Origin of the sequence: Sphingomonas sp. DC1600-2 (assembly GCF_049897605.1) — a bacterium.
Lineage (GTDB): Bacteria > Pseudomonadota > Alphaproteobacteria > Sphingomonadales > Sphingomonadaceae > Sphingomonas.
Genome location: NZ_JAFCWO010000001.1, coordinates 645,298 through 662,518, shown reverse-complemented (window position 1 = coordinate 662,518; position 17,221 = coordinate 645,298). Strand labels below are relative to the sequence as shown.

Below are 17,221 nucleotides of genomic sequence, written 5' to 3'. Positions count from 1 at the left end.
TTCTGCCGTCTAGAGCGCGCCGCGCGTCACTTCGCAAGCGCGCACATACATTTACCGACGATCAGGCGGGTGTGGCCGAACGGTTGGCAAAATCCGTCTGCGCGTAAAACTGACGTTCGCGGATCCGGTCGCTCGTCAATTTGCGCGCGGCAAGCCTGCGACCAAGAAAGTCATAGAAGAACCAGTCGCGGGCGGGCTTCGGAGTCACATGATACAGAACGCGTTCCAGCAACGTCCAGCGGATCGATTCCCGATCGCGTTCGCGGGGTGACGGCGCGCACCACAGAGCACCGCCATACGCCAGCCGACCAAGCTTCGCCATGCGGTGCATGATTTCGTGATCCTCCAGCACATAGCCCCAGCGGCTGGCATCAAATTGCCCCGCGCGGCGCAGCGCATCGGTACGGAACACTTGCCCCGCCCCGCCGGTATGGCACTGCGCTGGCAGCAGCTTGGCCGCGCGCGCCATGCGCTGCGCCGCCTGGGCGTGATCCTCTGCGGTCGCGGTGGGCGTGACGAAATAGGCACCGCCTGCCACTGCACCCGACGTTTCGAGCAGATGCTGCGCCTTGCGCAGATAATCGGTCGGATACAGCGTATCGGCATCGCACGTCGCGACGAACGGCGTTTGCGTGCATTCGATCCCGCTTTGCAGCGCGTTCACCTTGCCTGGACGGCGATCGACGCGCAGCGTGAAGGAAAGACCGAGCCGCTGGCAGATCGCCGCCGCAACATCGCCGCTGCCATCGGTTGAGCCATTGTCGATCAGAATCAGCTCGAACGGCACGTCCTGCGCGGCAAGGCTGGCCAAGGTCCCGTCCAGGAAATTCCGCTCGTTGAAAAAGGGAATCAGCACGGTCCACGCACAAGGGCCACGATCGACGCTGGTCGCGTTGGGCTCCCACGGCGAATTCCAGCCTTGATAGTCCTGCGATTCGAGTAACATGTGTCGTTCCTGCGCTGGTCAGCGTGGTCAATAGGTCGAGGAGAGAGCGGCGACTGCCGACAAGGCGCGCGCTCGGTTCGCCGTTGCGCAGGTGCCCCCCGACAGGCTGCGCCAACCGCCCGGCCGCGCAAAACGGGTGTCGACTCCCGTAAAGTGTTTCGCGGTCGGCATCGGCAAACGAGATCTCCTCGTTAACAAAACGATACCGACGCGCGAAAACCGGACGGGATAATCGGCGTTATGGAACTTTTTTTGCTATCGCGCGTGCGGTGGGCGGAAACACCCTCATAATGATCGCGATTTCAAACGCTTCGTTTGCCGACCTTACGCTTTCGCGTGGCCTCGCGCGGCGAAGTGCGCGATCAGCCAGCTCCGCACCATGCTGATCGTCGGGTCGGCCAGATCGTCGGCACGCAGTTTCAGATAGTAACCGAACCCGTCGTTGATTACCGCTTCATAGGGAATGACAAGCTGGCCTGCGGCGATTTCGGGCGCGAACATGTCGATATCGGCGAGCGCCACACCATCCGACTGCATCGCATAGCTGACCGCCAGTGCGTTGGCGTCGAAGGCAAGGCCACGGTCGGAGTCGAGCGCGATGCGACACTGATTGGCATAAGCGCTCCACAACAGTCCGCGCGGCTGCCCCTCCAGCTTGACGTGGAGCAACGGCGCATCGGCCAGGAACTGCTCCAGCGTCTTGCCCTGGTGCCGTTCGGCGGTCTGCGGAGCGCACACCGGGGCGACGCGCACCATCCACAACAGATCGGTCACGCGGTCATCGATATTGGGGCGGTCGAACACGATCGCCATATCCGTCTCGGTGCTGGGCAAGCCGACCGCGTGCGAGCTGGAAATGTCGATGCGGATGTCGGGATGTTCGGCGTGGAAGGCCTGGATCATCGGCATCACCACTTGCTGCAACAGCGTCGGCGGAATGTGGATGCGGATCGGGCGGCTGGCGGCGGGGTTGGCGCAAATTGCGTTCATCGTCTGCTCCAGCCGGTCGAACGCCTTGCCGACTTCGGGCAGCAGCACCTTGCCCGCTTCGGTCAGCACCAGCGCCTGGCCCGAACGATCGAACAATTTGTGCCCGAGCAATTCCTCCAGGCTGATGACATGGCGGCTGACCGCGCTTTGCGAGACGTTGAGCGCCTGCGCGCCGGCGGTGAAGCTCAGCCGTTGGCCGACCGCGTCGAATGCCCGTAGCGCGTTCAGCGGCAACCAGCGCCGGTTGACAGGTGTGGTGCGTGCGATGGGAATCCCCCTGCTGGCTGGTGGCACATGGCAAGCCTTACGCGCGGCTATGCCGTTTTTCGATACCAAGCGTGTTTTTTCGGGCGGTGCAACGGTGCGGCGCGGCGGCGCACCGACCCCACAGCTTTTGGCATATCGCCATGCACAAATGCGATTTCAGCATCGGTTGCTCGCCATGTCACTCTTCTATGGTGGGCAGGTGGGAGGATTTCGGTTTTGAACCTCGGGGATATTTCGGCACTGCTACAGGCGCGTCCGGTCGGCCATTCGCTGCCCCAGGCGCTCTATACCGGTCAGGAAGCGTTCGAGTTCGATCTGGCGGCGATCTTCGGCCAGTCGTGGCTGTTCGTCGGGTTCGAGGCGGAATTGCGCCAGCCCGGCGACTATCTGTCCTTCATGATCGGTCGCTGGCCAGTGCTGGTGGTCCACGGCCGCGACGGCGAATTGCGCGCCTTTCACAATAGCTGCCGCCATCGCGGATCGATCCTGTGCAAGCCCGGCGAAGGCCATGTCGCGCGACTGATCTGCCCCTATCACAGCTGGACCTATGGTCTGGACGGGCGTCTGCTCGCGGCGGGACGGATGCCCGAAGTCTTCGACAAGGGCGAGCACAGCCTGAAGCCGATCCATCTCGAACGCGTTGCCGGGGCCGTGTTCGTCTGCCTTGCCGAAACGCCACCCGACATCGCCACGATACGGCGCGACCTGACGCCGCTGCTCGCGCCGCACAACCTTGGCCATGCCAAGCTCGCGCATCAAGCGACGCTGGTCGAATATGCCAATTGGAAGCTGGTGATGGAAAATGGCCGCGAATGCTATCATTGCGCGAGCGGCCACCCCGAACTCTCGCGATCCTTCCCGATCAATGCCTCGGCCTATTTCGATTTCGCCGATGACACCGCGACCCGCTTCGAACGGCGCATGGCCGATCTGGCGATGCCGATGGGGCCAGTGGGCGAGGATTGGTGGCAAGCGGTGCGCTTTCCGCTGAATGACGGCACGGTGGCGATGAGCACCGACGGGCAATTCACCGTCAATAAGCTGATGTGCGATATTGGCGGCGGCGATACCGGCTCGTTGCGCTGGGCGATCGAACCCAACAATTTCTGCCATTCGACCGCCGAATATACCTTTGCCTTCAGCGCATATCCGGTGTCGCCGACCGAAACGCATGTCGTGTCCAAATGGCTGGTGCATGAAGATGCGGTGGAGGGTGTGGACTATGACATCGCCTCGCTGACCGACCTGTGGACGCGCACCAATTTGCAGGACAAGGAGCTGGCCGAAAATAACCAGCTTGGCGTCAATTCGCCGGGCTATACGCCGGGCCCGTACAGCCCCGATGCCGAATCGCTGACAATGCGCTTCGTCGATTGGTATTGCGCCAAGGCCAACGCCTATCTTGATCGCGCGGCGCGATGAGCGACGAGACTCCTCCCGTGTGGCGTCCCGAAACGCTCGCGGTGCGCGCGGGCTACGATCCGGCCAGCGCCGCCAACGCCGCCAAGCCGCCGATCTACATGACCTCGACTTTCGCCTACGCCTCGGCCAGGCAAGCGAAGGACATTCACGAAGCGTATTTCGAGGGCACCGGCCCCGAAGTCGGGCGCCCCGGCCATATCTACGCCCGGCTGAGCCACCCCGGCCTCGACATGGTCGAGGCGCGGCTGGCGGCGCTGGACGGGGCCGAAGCCGCCGCTGTGTTCAACAGCGGCATGGCGACGCATTCGGCGATCGCCCTCGCGCATTTGCGCCCCGGCGACAGCGTGGTGTTCAGCCGACCGATCTATGGCGGCACCAATGGGCTCTATACCGGGCTGATGCCCGCCTTCGGCGTCAGCCATGCCGAATTTACCGACGGGTGCGACCGCGCCAGCATCGCGGCTGCGGTCGAGGAAGCACTCAGCCACGGGCCGCTCAAGCTGATCGTGATCGAAACCCCGGCCAACCCGACCGCCGCGATCGTCGACATCGCCTTGGTCGTCGACATTGCCGACGCCGTTGGCGCGCGCACCGGGCTGCGCCCGTTGGTGGTGGTCGACAACACCTTGCTCGGGCCATTGATGCAGCGCCCGATCGCGCTGGGGGCTGATTTGTGCATGACCAGCCTGACCAAATATTGTGGTGGCCATAGCGATTTGCTCGCGGGCGGCGTCAGCGGCAGCGAAGCGTTGGTCGCGCCGCTCCGGCTGTTGCGCACCACGCTTGGCAGCCATCTCGACCCCTATACCAGTTGGTTGCTGCTGCGATCGATGGAAACGGTGCATGTGCGGGTCGAGCGCGCAATGGACAATGCCCGCCACATCGCCGAATTTTTGCGCGATCACCCCAAGGTGGCGAGCATCCTCTATCTCGGCTTCCTGCCCGAAGGCAGCGCCGCACGCGCGGTGTATGATCGCCAATGCAAGGCGGCGGGATCGACCTTTTCCTTCGCGGTCGTCGGCGGCGAGGCGGAGGCGTTCCGCTTTCTCGACCGGCTGACGCTGCTGCGTTTTGCAGTCAGCCTTGGCGGATCGGAAACGCTCATCACGCATCCGGCGACCACGACGCATTATGCGCTCACCCCTGCGGAACGCGCGGCGGGCGGGATTACCGATGCCACGCTACGGCTGTCGGTCGGGATCGAGCATGTCGAGGATTTGCTGGCCGATCTTGCCCAAGCGCTCGACGCGGTATGACGGTGCGCGATTTCCACGCGATCGACGGCAAGGTGCCCGCGCCCGATGCGCGCTTCGATGTGGTGGTAGTGGGCGCAGGCCCCGCAGGCACGGCGGCGGCGATTGCGGCAGCGGCGGACGGGGCGTCGGTGTTGCTGATCGACGAAAATCCGGTGCCGGGCGCATTGATCGGCAGTGACGTTCCCTATTTCTACGGCGGTCGCATGACGGCGGCGGTGCAACAGCCCGCGCGGATGCTGGAGCAGGTGTTCGCCAGCAATCCGGCGCTCGAAACCGCTTTCGCCGCCGGGGTCGATGTCCGGCTCGGCACCTGTGCCTGGGGACTGTATGTCAACGGCCCCGCACTGCGCGCCTTGCCCGAGCCGATGCTGGGCATTGCCGATGCCGAAGCCGCGACAATGGTCGGGTTCGGGCGGCTGGTGCTGGCGACCGGCGCGCGCGATCTGGTACTGGGCTTTGCCGGGTGGAACCAGCCGGGGGTGATGGGCGCGCAAGGCTTTGCCGCATTGCTGACGCGCTATGATGCGTTGGCGAGTCGGCGGGTGGTGATCCTGGGTTCGGGCGCGCTGGCGCTGGAAACGGCGCTGCTCGCGCTGGCGCGCGGGATCGCGGTTGCGGCGCTGGTCGAGGTGGCGGAGACTGTGCAGGGTTCGGCGACGCTGGCGGCGCAAGTCGCGGCGGCGGGCGTGCCGATCCTGCTCGGCCACACCATCGCGGCGACGCACGGCGGGATCGATGGTGTTGAAGGCGTTACCCTAACCCGTCTTCCTTCCCCGGCCCAGGCCGGGGCCCAGTCGGGAAACGGCGACTGGGAAGCGCTACGCTCCGTTACCAAAACCTCCGCGACTGGGCCCCGGCCTGCGCCGGGGAAGGACAACGAGCTAGAAATCGCGTGCGACACGATCGTGCTCGCCATCGGGGCCACACCGGCCACCGAATTGCTCGATGCGGCAGGCACCCTCCCCAACGAAAGCATCAGCCTGATCGGCGACGCCGCCACCGTCACCCGGCCCAACCCCGCCTATCTCCAGGCCTGGTCCACCGCGCTCAGCCAGCACGCCACCCCCGATACGATCGTCTGTCAGTGCGAAGAGGTCACCCGCGCCGATCTGCTTGGCGTGCAGCCGCCCCGCTATCTCGATCGGCCACAGGCAATGGCGGCGCGCTCGCTCGCGTCGCTCATCAACGACGGGCCCGCCCATCCCGACCAGATCAAGCGCTTGACCCGCGCCGGGATGGGCGCGTGCCAGGGGCGGCGTTGCCGCGATCAGGTGGCGTGCCTGCTCGCCGAACAGCAAGGCATCCCGCTCGCCACGGTGCCGGTCGCCAGCTTCCGCGCGCCGGTGCGGCCCGTGCCGCTCGGCATCCTCGCCGACTGGCAGGAAAGCGCCGCGATGACGGCGGGATGGGACGTGTGGTTCGGCATCCCGACGCAATGGACGCCCTATGCCGTGATCGGCACGGCGGAAGAGGCGGAGCATGTCGCGGGATTGGGCGGCAACATGCATGTCTGAGGCGAATTTGCCCAAGGGCGCGGCGGTCGTCGTGATTGGCGCGGGCGTCACCGGGCTCAGCGCGGCCTGGTGGCTGGCGCGCGACGGGTTCGACGTGGTCGTGCTCGACAAAGGCATCGTCGGCTGGGAAGCCTCGGGCCGCAATGGCGGCGGGGCCTCGCATTACCAGAGCCCGCTCTTCGCCGAGGAGCAACGGTTGTGGCCGCAGATGGACGATTTGCTCGGCTACCCGACCGAATATCAGCGCGAACGCATCATCATCCAACGTGATCCGGACCTGCTCGCCCATTACCGCGCAGTCGGGCGGATGTGCAGCGCGATGGGCTACCGCGTCGATGATCTGGACAGCCAGCAGGCGCAGGAAATGGTGCCGCTGACCGACCAGAGCTGCCTCGGCGGCATTCATCTGCGCTTCGGCGGCCATGCCAATCCGCAGCGCACGGTGCAGGCCTATGCCTGGGCGCTGCAGGATTTGGGCGGGCGCATCCTGCAACATTGCCCGGCCCGCTCGATCGAGACCGCAGGCGGCAAGGTCGTCGCGGTCGATACGCCGCGCGGGCGGATCGCCTGCGATGCGTTGGTCGTGGCCGCAGGGCCGCAATCGGGGATGCTGCTTGCCCCCCTCGGCGTGGAGTTTCCGCTCGCCTCGGCCCGCGCGGAAATGATCGTGACCGAACCCGCGCCGCTGATGCGGATCGGCGGCGTCGACGGCAACGGCCTGTACGGGCGGCAGACGCTGCGCGGCAATCTCGCCTTTGGCGGTGGCCCGCACGAATGGATCGGTATGGATGAAACCGGCCCGAAGGTGCGCCCGACCTCGCCGCTGATCCGCAACCTTGCCCGCCGTGTCGCGGAAATGTTCCCCAAGGCCGCGCACTTGAACGTCATTCGCTCCTGGGCGGGGGTGATCGAGAATACGCCCGATGGCCGCCCGATCCTCGACCGGCTCGACCATCCCGCCAACGTTACCGTCGCGACCATGTCGGGGGTCGGCTTCGGCCTGTCGCCCGCCAGCGGCCACGCCGTTCGCGATCTCGTCATCGACGGCACCTGCTCCTTTGCCGACATTACCAAGCTTGGTCTGGCGCGCTTCAAAGGTCTGGAACCCGATTGGCGCGAGCAGCGCGGGTGGGCGGCATGAAGCGCTATTCGGCACTGGCGCTGCTCAAGGCGGGCCTGACCGGGCAGCGGGGCTGGGAGCGGGCGTGGCGCGACCCAGAACCGAAAAAGTCGTATGACATCGTCATCATCGGTGGCGGCGGGCATGGCCTGGCCACGGCCTATTACCTCGCCAAGGTCCACGGCCTGCGCAATATCGCGGTGCTTGAAAAAGGGTGGATCGGCGGCGGCAATACCGGGCGCAACACGACGATCGTGCGCTCCAACTACCGCCAGAAACCCCTGCACGATTTGTTCGATTTCGCGCTCGATTTGTGGGAGGGGATGAGCGACGCGCTCAACTTCAACGTCATGTTTTCCCCGCGCGGCGCGCTGTTCCTCGGCCATTCCGACGGCGACATGACCGCGCTGGCACAGCGCGGCGATGCCTTGCGCTGCGACGGGATCGATGCGGAACTGCTGACGCGCGCGCAGGTGCAAAGACTGGTGCCGCTGCTCGACATGGCACCCAATGCGCGCTTCCCGATTCACGGCGGGCTGATCCAGCGCCGGGGCGGCACCGCGCGGCACGATGCGGTCGCCTGGGGCTATGCCCGCGCCGCCGATGCGCTGGGCGTCGACGTGATCCAGAATTGCGAAGTCACCGGCTTCGCCATGACCGGCGGGCGGGTGAGCGGTGTCGCGACGACGCGGGGGGCCATCGCCGCCGGTCGCGTCGGCATTTGCGTGGCGGGCAATAGCGGCCCGGTCGCGGCGCTTGCGGGCCTCCAGCTTCCGATCGAAGCGCACACGCTACAGGCCTTCGTCACCGAGCCGGTCAAGCCGATGATCGACACCGTCATCATGTCGCAGTCGCTGCATTGCTATATCAGCCAGTCGGACAAAGGCGGGATCGTGCTGGGCGGCGACCCCGATCACTTCCCGAGCTACGCACAGCGCGGCCTGCCGCCGCGGATCGAGAAAGCGGCGGCGGAAGCGATCGCGCTTGTGCCCGCGCTATCGCGCTTGCGGATGGTGCGGTGCTGGGCGGGCACGACCGATATGAGCTTCGACGGATCGCCGATCCTGTCCGCCTTGCCGGTCGACGGGCTCTATCTCAACGGCGGCTGGTGTTACGGCGGCTTCAAGGCGACCCCTGCTTCGGGCTGGTGCTACGCGCATTTGCTGGCGACGGGCGATAATCATCCACTCGCAGCACCCTTCGCGTTCGACCGCTTTGCGCGCGGCGCGACCATCGATGAAGCAGGCGTCGGCGTCCTGCCGCAATTGCGCTGATGCTGCAGATCGATTGCCCTTATTGCGGAGCGCGCGCGCAAAGCGAGTTCGGCTATGAACGCACGCTCGATTCGATCGTGACGCTGGAGATGCCTGCGGACGAAGCGGTTAGGCGGCTCTATGCGCGCGCCAACCCGCGCGGCTTCGACGAGGAACTGTGGCGTCATGCCTTTGGGTGTCGGCAATGGCTGGTGCTGCGCCGCCACCGCCAGACGCACGAGATCGCATCGGTCGCCGCCTTTGATCCGGCACTGCATCGATGAGCGGCCCGTCGCGCTTGCCCGGCGGCCCCGCGCCGACGCTCCGCTTCACCTTCGATGGCGTACCCCTGCGCGCGCGCGCCGGCGATACGCTGGCGGCGGCGTTGCTGGCGAACGGCATCGGCCTGGTCGCGCGCAGTTTCAAATATCACCGCCCGCGCGGCATCTTGAGCGCGGGCGTCGAGGAGCCCAATGCGCTGGTCACGGTCGGCGAAGGCGGACGCTGCGAACCCAATACGCGCGCGACCGACGTCTATGTCTATGACGGCCTCGTCGCGCACAGCCAGAATCGCTGGCCGAGCCTCGCAGTGGATCTGGGCGCGATCAACGGGCTCGCCGCGCGCTTTCTGACGGCGGGCTTCTATTACAAGACCTTCTTCGGCCCGCCGTCCCGCTGGATGCTGTACGAACGCTTCATCCGTCGCGCCGCCGGGCTGGGCAAGGCACCGACCGAACCCGACCCCGATCAATACGAACACCGTTCGGCCTTTTGCGATGTGCTGGTGGTCGGTGGTGGCCCCGCCGGAATCGCCGCCGCGCGTACCGCGCTGCAGGCAGGGGAGCGCGTGCTGCTGGTCGAGCAGGACCGCGCAGTGAACGAAGCGATCGACGGTGCGCGCGTACTGACGCGCACCACCGCGTCGGGCGTGTGGGATCATGGCTTCGTCACGCTCGTCGAGCGCCTGACGGAGCCCGGCCAGCCCCCTGCCCCCGGCCAGCCCGCACAGCGGCTATGGCATGTCCGCGCGCGCCGCATCGTGCTCGCGACCGGCGCGATCGAGCGCCCGCTGACCTTTGCCGGGAATGACCGCCCCGGCGTGATGCTGTCGCAAGCGGTGCGCCGCTATATCGGACGGTTCAAGGTGCTGCCCGGCCAGCGCGTCGTCATCGCCACCAACAATGACGATGCCTATGCCACTGCCGACGCGATTGCGGCGGCGGGCGGCACCGTCGTCGCCATTCTGGATTCGCGCGCCGAAAAGAGCGCCATCGCCAGCGCCACCGCGCACCCGGTCCACACCAATGCCTTCCCAATCTCGACCTCCGGAAAACGCCATCATTTGCATTCGGTCGAGGCCGATATCTGGACCGAGCGCACGCGCTTCGAGGCCGATCTGCTGGCGGTTTCGGGGGGCTTCACCCCTGTCGTGCATTTGCACAGTCAGGCGGGCGGCGCGCTCGATTGGCACGAGGCGATCCAGGCGTTCGTGCCCGGCGCATCTCGGCAAGCGGTGTCGAGCGTCGGCGCGGCAGCGGGCGATCTTCCACCGGTCGGCACGGCTGTTGCCGACCTGCCCAACCCCAAAACCAGCTTCATCGATTTCCAGAATGACGTGACCGCCGCCGACATAGATCTCGCCTGGGCTGAAGGCTATCGCTCGGTCGAGCATCTCAAGCGCTACACCACGCTCGGCATGGCGACCGACCAGGGCAAGACCAGCAATATGGCAGCACTCGCGCGGCTGGCGAGCGTCGCCGGGGTCGCCATCCCGCAAGCTGGACTCACCACCTTCCGCGCGCCGTTCACGCCGGTGACGCTGGGCGCGCTGGCCGGGGCCGATGGCGGCGGCCATGCCGCGCCGAGCCGGAGGCTGGCACTCTACGATCGCCACCAGCGCCTCGCCCCACTCTGGCAACCGCTCGGGCTGTGGCACCGGCCGCGCGCTTATCCGGTGGCGAGGGAAACGCTGCATCAGGCGGCGCTGCGCGAGGCGCGCGCGGTGCGCACCGCCGCCGGGATTGTCGATGTCTCGACGCTCGCCAAATTTGCGGTGGTCGGGCCCGATGCGGCGGCGTTGCTCGAAAGCGTGTGCGCGACCGGCATCGCCAAGCTCGCGGTCGGGCGCGGGCGCTATACCTTTATGCTGCGCGAAGACGGCATGGTGATGGACGACGGCACCGTCTGGCGGCTGGAGGAAAATCGCTATCTGCTGACCAGTTCGACCGGCGGGGCCGACCGGATGGAGGCGCATCTCAGCTATGCCCACCGCGTGCTCGCCCCGCATTTGCGCGTGTCGGTGGTGGCGCAACAGGAGCATTTCGCCGGGATCGCGCTGGCCGGGCCACGCGCGAAGGACATTCTGGCCGAACTGACCGGCATCGCCCCGCCCGCGCATATGGGCCTGGCTCATGCCGAAATCGCAGGGGTGCCTGTGCTGATCCTCGCCGCCAGCTATAGCGGCGAACGCGCCTTCGAACTCTATGCGGTGGCGAGCGACGCGGGCGCGGTGTGGGATGCGCTGGAGACGGCCGCGCGCGCGCGCGGCGGTGCGCCTTATGGGTTGGAGGCGCTGGAATTTCTGCGGATCGAAAAGGGCCATATCGTAATCGGGGCCGAGGCCGATGGCCGCACCACCCCGCATGACCTCCAGCTTGAACGGATGCTGCGCAAAAGCGGCGGTTTCATCGGCGCGGCGGGGTTGACCCGCCCAGCCTTGTCGGCCCCCGATCGCCTGCAGCTCGTCGGCCTGACCAGCGACACGCCGATCCCCGAAGGCGCAATGCTCGTCACCGCGACCGGCGAACCGGTGCTGGGCCATGTCACCTCCGCCACCGGGCGCGTGCTTGGCGAGGGCGCGGTCGCGCTGGGCTTGCTCGCTGGGGGAAGAATGCGGATCGGCGAAAACCTGCTGGCGACCTCGCCGACACGCAGCCAGTCGGCCCGCGTCACCGTTACGGCACCGCTTTTCTACGATGCCGAAGGGATACGCTATCGTGACTGAGGCGCGGGTTACCCTGGCGATAGCCGCAGCGGGCGATGTCATCGCGCTCGACTTGTGGGACGATTCGGAGCCGCCAAATCTTCCAACCGGGCGGACCCTGCAGGTCGAGCCGCGACGCTGGTGGTTGATCGACGCCGCGCAGCACGCGCCCGCAATCGCCGCGCACATCGCCGATCGCGGCGCGCTGTCGCCCCTTGGCGGCGGCCTGATCCGCGCCACGCTCACCGGCCCCGGCTGGCGCGGGCTGCTGAGCGTGAGCGGCTGGTTCGATTCCGAAAATCCGGATTTCGGCCCCGGCCAGATCGCCGCGACAACGATCCACCATGTGCCGGTGTGGATCGCGCCGATCAGCGACACCGCGTGTGAGGTCTATCTGCCAAGCAGTTACGCCGCTAGTCTGGTCGATCTGTGGACGCGCGCCATCGGGGTAACCGAACCGCCGCCTGCACCGTGCAACAGTCCCGACGGCAGCTGACGGCGGGGAAACGAACACAATGGGGGCCAGCATGATGACATCGACGACACCGCGCCTGGAATCGGCGCGCTGGTATGTCGTCCTCGTGCTGGGGCTGGTCTATGCGGTCAATATCGCCGATCGCTACGTGGTCGCCACCGTGCTCGAACCGATCCGCAAGGAGTTCGGCCTCAGCGATTCAGGCGTCGCCTGGCTGACCGGCGTTTCGCTCGCCTTCTTCTATATCTTCGTCGGGCTGCCGATCGCGCGCTTTGCCGATCGCGCCAATCGGCGGAACATCGTCGCAGGCGCGATGATCCTCTGGTCGGCAGCGACCGCTTTGCTCGGCCTGACGCAAAACTATCTGCAATTCCTGCTGGCGCGGATCGCGGTCGGCATCGGCGAGGCTGGCGGCACCCCGCCCTCGACCTCGATCATCGCCGACAATTTCCCGCGCGGAAGGCGCGCCTATGCGCTGACCATCTATGCGCTGGGCCTGCCGCTCGGCGCGTGGATGGGGTCGAGCCTGGCGGGTGCAATCGTCGAGCATTTCCATAGCTGGCGCGCGGCCTTCATTGCGCTCGGCGTGCCCGGCGTGATCTTCGGCCTGCTGATCCTGCTGACCGTGCGCGAGCCGGTACGCGGCCGCTTCGAATTGGTCACCGAAGACAGCGCCCCCGCCGCGAGCTTTGTCGAGACATGCCGCTTCCTGTGGACGCAGCGATCGGCGTGGCACATCAACGCGGCCGGCACGGTGATCTGCCTGTGGGGCTGGGGCCTGTTGTTCTGGACGCAGACCTATTTCGAGCGCGCTTATGGCCTATCGACCGCAGAGGCGGGCGCGCGCCTCGGCACGATCTATTTCTGGGCGGGCACGGTCGCGACGATCGCCACCAGCGCCATCCTCGCGCTGCCGCAAATGCAGGATCCGAAATGGATCGCCCGGCTGCTCGCCGTCATCGTCGCGGCATCGACGATCCCGTCCTTCCTGATTTACTGGACGCATTCGCTCACCGTGGCGACGGCGATGCTGTGGATCGTGGTGCCCGCGATCTATCTCTATGTCGGCCCGACCATGGCGCTGCTGCTCAATTTCATGCCGGCCCCGATGCGCGCACAAGGCATGGCGATCAGTTTGCTCACCGCCAATGTCGCCAACCTCATCATCGCGCCCACCGTCGTCGGCTGGATCAGCGACATGCTGACCGGGCCGCTGGGCGGCAATGCCGCATCGCTGCGCTATGCGTTGCTGGCGCTGTCGCTCACCGGTTTCTGGGCGGCCTATCATTATTGGACGAGCGTGCGCAGCTATGCGGTCGACGATCTACGCGTGCGGACCTTCGGCATGGACGCCGCCCCTAAACCTGCGGAGACATGATGCCCGTTCAGCCGTTTATCTTAACGCTGTCGTGCCAGGACCGGCCCGGCATCGTCGCCGCCGTGTCCGGCCACATTCTGGCGTGCGGCGGCAACATCACCGATTCCAGCCAGTATAACGACGTGGATTCGGCCAGCTTTTTCATGCGCACCGCCTTTTCCATCCCCGGCGACGGCGATGCGGCGGCGTTGCACAGCGGGTTCGACGCGCTTGCCAAAGGCTATGGCATGACGCTCACGCTCCGCCCGGCCGATGCCCGACAAAGGGTGCTGATCCTGGTGTCGAAGTTCGACCATTGCCTGGTCGACTTGCTCTACCGCCGCCGCATCGGCGAGCTCGACATGGAGGTGGTCGGAATCGTCTCCAACCATCCGGCCGACACCTTTTCCGCACTCGATCTGGCGGGCATTCCGTTCCACCATTTGCCGATCACCCCCGCGACCAAGGCCGAACAGGAAGCCAAGATCTGGGCGATCCATCAGGCCGCGAACACCGATCTGGTGGTGCTGGCGCGCTATATGCAAATCCTGTCGGACGATCTCGCAGCCAAATTCGCCAGCCGCTGCATCAACATCCACCACAGCTTCCTGCCCGGATTCAAAGGGGCCAAGCCCTATCATCAGGCCCATGCGCGCGGGGTGAAGGTAATCGGGGCGACCGCGCACTATGTGACCGGCGATCTCGACGAAGGGCCAATCATCGAACAGGATGTCGAACGGATCAGCCACGCCGACACGGCGGAGGATCTGGTGCGCAAGGGCCGCGACATCGAGCGCCGCGTTCTGTCGCGCGCGGTTGGTCTCCATCTGAGCGGACGCGTGCTGGCCAATGGCGCGCGGACGATCGTGTTCCGCGACTGAAGGCGATGGGGAGAGCGGTTTGCCGCCCTCCCCAGCCCGGTCAGAATTTCACCTTAGCCCGCACGCCAATCGTGCGCGGGCGCGCATAGGTCACGCGCGATCCCGCCTGATAGATCGCATAGTAAGTCGCGCGCTGGATATCGATCACCTTGACGCCGTCGAACAGATTGTTGCCGAAAACGCCGAATTCGAACTGGCCGATGTCGTAAGTGACCGACGCGCTGGCATTATGGCTTTCGGGGATCACGGCGAAGGTCTGGCTGGCCCCACCATTGCTGGTTTTGTCGATGATCAGCTGCTTGGTCTTCGGGTCAAGCGTGGTCGAATAATTGTTGAACGTCGTCTGCTGCGACGAGATGTATTTATACGTCGCCTGCAGATGCAACGACCCGCTGCCGAGATCGGTATCGTAGAACGCCCCTGCCGACGCGGTCACTTGCGGCGAATAGGGCGTACGGTCGCCGTCAAACGCGCCGACCGTCGGAATATCGCCGCGCGCATTCGAATCGTTGAACGAGAAGCTGCCGTTGAGCGTGATGTTGCGCGTCGCCTTGACCGCCGCCTCGAGCTCGACGCCCTTGCTGGCGATCTTGCCCTTATTGTCGGTGAAGAAATACGAGCAGTTGAGCCGCAACCGCGTCTGCACGTCGGACCAGTCGATATAATAAGCGCTGGCGTTGAGCGTTACGCGGCCGCCGGCCAGCTTGGCCTTTTCGCCGATCGTATAGTTCCACAATTTATCGGGCCCGAACGTCCCCGGCGCGGCGGTATAGCCATAGGCATTGAGCTGCGTCGTGCAGCGCCCGGCCAGTCCCGCCGTGCCGAGCGGCACCGGCTGATTGGCACCGCCATAGCGGAAGCCCTTCGCCGCTTCGGCATAGACCAGCACATTGTCATTGAGCTTGTAGGAGATGTTGGCGCGCGGATTGACGCCGTTCGATTTGAGCGTGGACGTGATCGACTGGGTGATGCCCGTCGTCCGCCCCTGCGCATCCTTGCCGAGCAGCACGCCGAACGCGCCGCCTTCGTACAGATAATAGTTTTCCTTGAAATTGAAGTAGCGCAGGCCCGCGGTCAGATCGAGCCGATCCGTGACGTGCCAGGTGCCATCGGCATATGCCGCGAACTGATGCTCGTGGACGTCCTGCAGGCCTGAGAAAATGTCGTTCGAGTTGAATGCGCCATCGACGGTTTTCGAGTCATACAGGCCGCTCGGCGTTGCGAACGGGCCGAATGCGGCGTTCTGGTAGGATAGCGTATCGAACCCGGCGACCGGAATGTCCTGAACGAGATGCCGGTTCTGCTTTTCGTAATAAGCGCCGACCGTCCATTTGATCGGGCCATCGTTCTTCGACACCAGCCGCGCTTCGGCCATGAAATCGTTGAGCTTCTGGTTGATCGTATAGTTTTCAGCCGGGATCAGGCTGGTGACGGCGTGGTTGTAGCTGGCTGGCGGGTTATACAGCGGGTATTTGCCGGCCCCGGTATAGGGCGCGTAATAACTGGCGAAATAATAGCCGATCTGCGGATCGGGGCTCGCGTTGAAACCGATCTTGCGGTCGGTATACGCTCCGGTGACGATCAGATTGGCAAAGCCCGCATCATAATCGAAACCGCCGGTGTAGAGCTTGAACAGGTCGCGCGTACCCTCCGCGCCATTGCTCTCATAGGTGTAGGGCGCAAGGCCATTGAGCCCGGTGTTGAGCCCCTTGGCGCGGCTGTCCTCATAGGTGAAGCTTCCATCGACGACCAATGCGTCGGTCGGCGTCCAGCGTACCGCGACCCTGCCCTGGGTCGAGCGGTTGCTATTGGCGTTGTCGACCTTGTGCTGGCCGATATTGTCGATGAAGCCGCCATCGTTGCCGACGAAGATGTTGCCGCGCACCGCAAGCTGATCCTTGATCAGCGGAATGTTGACCATGCCGCGAACATTGTAACTGCCGGCACCATGCTCGGTGGTCGAGCCGCTCGCTTCGGCGGTGCCGAAGAAGCTCCTGGCATCGGGCTTCGCCGTCACGAAGCGCACCGTGCCCGCCATCGAACCCGCACCGAACAGCGTGCCCTGCGGCCCACGCAGCACTTCGACGCGGTCGAGATCATAGACCTTCAGGTCAGGCGTCTGCCCCTGCACCGAGATCGGCGTGTCGTCGAGATAGACCGCGACCAGCGGACGATCCGACGTGTCCGACGTGACATAGCCGCCCGTCGCAAGCCCGCGCAGGTTGAACTTATTGAAGCCCGGCGCACCTTCGGTGATGACGAGTGAGGGGGTGAATTTGGCGAGATCGGACAGATTGCCCTGCCCCGATTTGGTGACCTGATCGACATTCACCACCGACACCGCAATCGGCACCTTCTGCAGCGATTCCGCCCCCGAGCGCGTTGCGGTGACGACGATGTCGGTCAGCTCGCCGTCCTTGGGGGGCGTTTGTGCAGACGAAGCTGCCGCCGCGCCCGTATCGGGAAGGGGGGCAGCACGGTCTGCCGCAGCAAAAGCCGCTTGCGGTGCCAGCAGCGCCAAGCCTCCCGCAGATGCCAGCAAAGTAGCAAGCAAAGGCGTGCGACGGCCCAACGGGCCGGATTGAGCATGAAACTTCGTCATAGTCCCCCCTTGTCGTAAACGCCCCGTCAGATCCTCGCGCTGCCGCATCAGGCTTCATGCCTTTTGCTTACGGAGAATTTGGATCTGATCCCCGATTGAAGAAGCTCACCCGATTCCCGAAAAGCGAGAAGGATAATAATCAGATAGGGGCATTC

Annotated in this window: 13 protein-coding genes; 10 read left to right on the top strand and 3 right to left on the bottom strand. The window is 65.3% G+C overall.

What is annotated here, in order from left to right; translation table 11 throughout:
* Positions 1–61: 61 nt before the first annotated feature.
* Both ACP7BL_RS03035 and ACP7BL_RS03030 read right to left on the bottom strand, forming a co-directional pair.
* Positions 62–946, bottom strand: coding sequence for a glycosyltransferase (locus ACP7BL_RS03035; protein WP_171010558.1), 885 nt, complete (start codon positions 944–946; stop codon positions 62–64).
* A 324-nt stretch (positions 947–1,270) separates the two neighbouring features.
* On the bottom strand, positions 1,271–2,230 hold the full coding sequence (locus ACP7BL_RS03030) for a LysR family transcriptional regulator (protein ID WP_426257588.1): 960 nt from the start codon (positions 2,228–2,230) through the stop codon (positions 1,271–1,273).
* Between the two features lie 189 nt (positions 2,231–2,419).
* Here ACP7BL_RS03030 and ACP7BL_RS03025 point away from each other — a divergent pair, with 189 nt between their 5' ends.
* From ACP7BL_RS03025 to purU, 10 genes are read left to right on the top strand one after another with little or no spacing between them, the layout of a single operon-like run.
* Positions 2,420–3,625 carry an aromatic ring-hydroxylating oxygenase subunit alpha gene (locus tag ACP7BL_RS03025; RefSeq protein WP_033965016.1) on the top strand — a complete coding sequence of 402 codons (1,206 nt, stop codon included), beginning with the start codon at positions 2,420–2,422 and terminating at the stop codon, positions 3,623–3,625.
* Entirely contained in the window at positions 3,622–4,881 is a 1,260-nt protein-coding gene (locus ACP7BL_RS03020) for a cystathionine gamma-synthase family protein (RefSeq protein ID WP_033965015.1), read from the top strand. The genes ACP7BL_RS03025 and ACP7BL_RS03020 overlap by 4 nt, the downstream gene beginning before the upstream one ends.
* Positions 4,878–6,395 carry an FAD-dependent oxidoreductase gene (locus tag ACP7BL_RS03015; RefSeq protein WP_426257587.1) on the top strand — a complete coding sequence of 506 codons (1,518 nt, stop codon included), beginning with the start codon at positions 4,878–4,880 and terminating at the stop codon, positions 6,393–6,395. Before ACP7BL_RS03020 ends, ACP7BL_RS03015 begins: the two co-directional genes overlap by 4 nt.
* Entirely contained in the window at positions 6,388–7,536 is a 1,149-nt protein-coding gene (locus ACP7BL_RS03010) for an NAD(P)/FAD-dependent oxidoreductase (protein ID WP_426257586.1), read from the top strand. The genes ACP7BL_RS03015 and ACP7BL_RS03010 overlap by 8 nt, the downstream gene beginning before the upstream one ends.
* Entirely contained in the window at positions 7,533–8,789 is a 1,257-nt protein-coding gene (locus ACP7BL_RS03005) for a sarcosine oxidase subunit beta family protein (protein WP_426257585.1), read from the top strand. Before ACP7BL_RS03010 ends, ACP7BL_RS03005 begins: the two co-directional genes overlap by 4 nt.
* Positions 8,789–9,052 carry a sarcosine oxidase subunit delta gene (locus ACP7BL_RS03000; RefSeq protein WP_209515504.1) on the top strand — a complete coding sequence of 88 codons (264 nt, stop codon included), beginning with the start codon at positions 8,789–8,791 and terminating at the stop codon, positions 9,050–9,052. Before ACP7BL_RS03005 ends, ACP7BL_RS03000 begins: the two co-directional genes overlap by 1 nt.
* The gene (locus ACP7BL_RS02995; protein ID WP_426257584.1) at positions 9,049–11,772 is read left to right on the top strand and encodes a 2Fe-2S iron-sulfur cluster-binding protein; all 2,724 of its coding nucleotides are present in this window, start codon (positions 9,049–9,051) and stop codon (positions 11,770–11,772) included. Before ACP7BL_RS03000 ends, ACP7BL_RS02995 begins: the two co-directional genes overlap by 4 nt.
* Complete coding sequence (locus ACP7BL_RS02990) at positions 11,765–12,247, top strand: sarcosine oxidase subunit gamma (protein WP_426257583.1); 483 nt, start codon at positions 11,765–11,767, stop codon at positions 12,245–12,247. The genes ACP7BL_RS02995 and ACP7BL_RS02990 overlap by 8 nt, the downstream gene beginning before the upstream one ends.
* A 31-nt stretch (positions 12,248–12,278) precedes the next feature.
* Positions 12,279–13,604 carry a spinster family MFS transporter gene (locus ACP7BL_RS02985; RefSeq protein ID WP_426257582.1) on the top strand — a complete coding sequence of 442 codons (1,326 nt, stop codon included), beginning with the start codon at positions 12,279–12,281 and terminating at the stop codon, positions 13,602–13,604.
* Positions 13,604–14,464 carry a formyltetrahydrofolate deformylase gene (purU, locus tag ACP7BL_RS02980; RefSeq protein WP_426257638.1) on the top strand — a complete coding sequence of 287 codons (861 nt, stop codon included), beginning with the start codon at positions 13,604–13,606 and terminating at the stop codon, positions 14,462–14,464. Before ACP7BL_RS02985 ends, purU begins: the two co-directional genes overlap by 1 nt.
* Before the next feature lie 40 nt (positions 14,465–14,504).
* Here purU and ACP7BL_RS02975 read toward each other — a convergent pair whose 3' ends face one another.
* Positions 14,505–17,066 carry a TonB-dependent receptor gene (locus ACP7BL_RS02975; RefSeq protein WP_426257581.1) on the bottom strand — a complete coding sequence of 854 codons (2,562 nt, stop codon included), beginning with the start codon at positions 17,064–17,066 and terminating at the stop codon, positions 14,505–14,507.
* Positions 17,067–17,221: the final 155 nt, after the last annotated feature.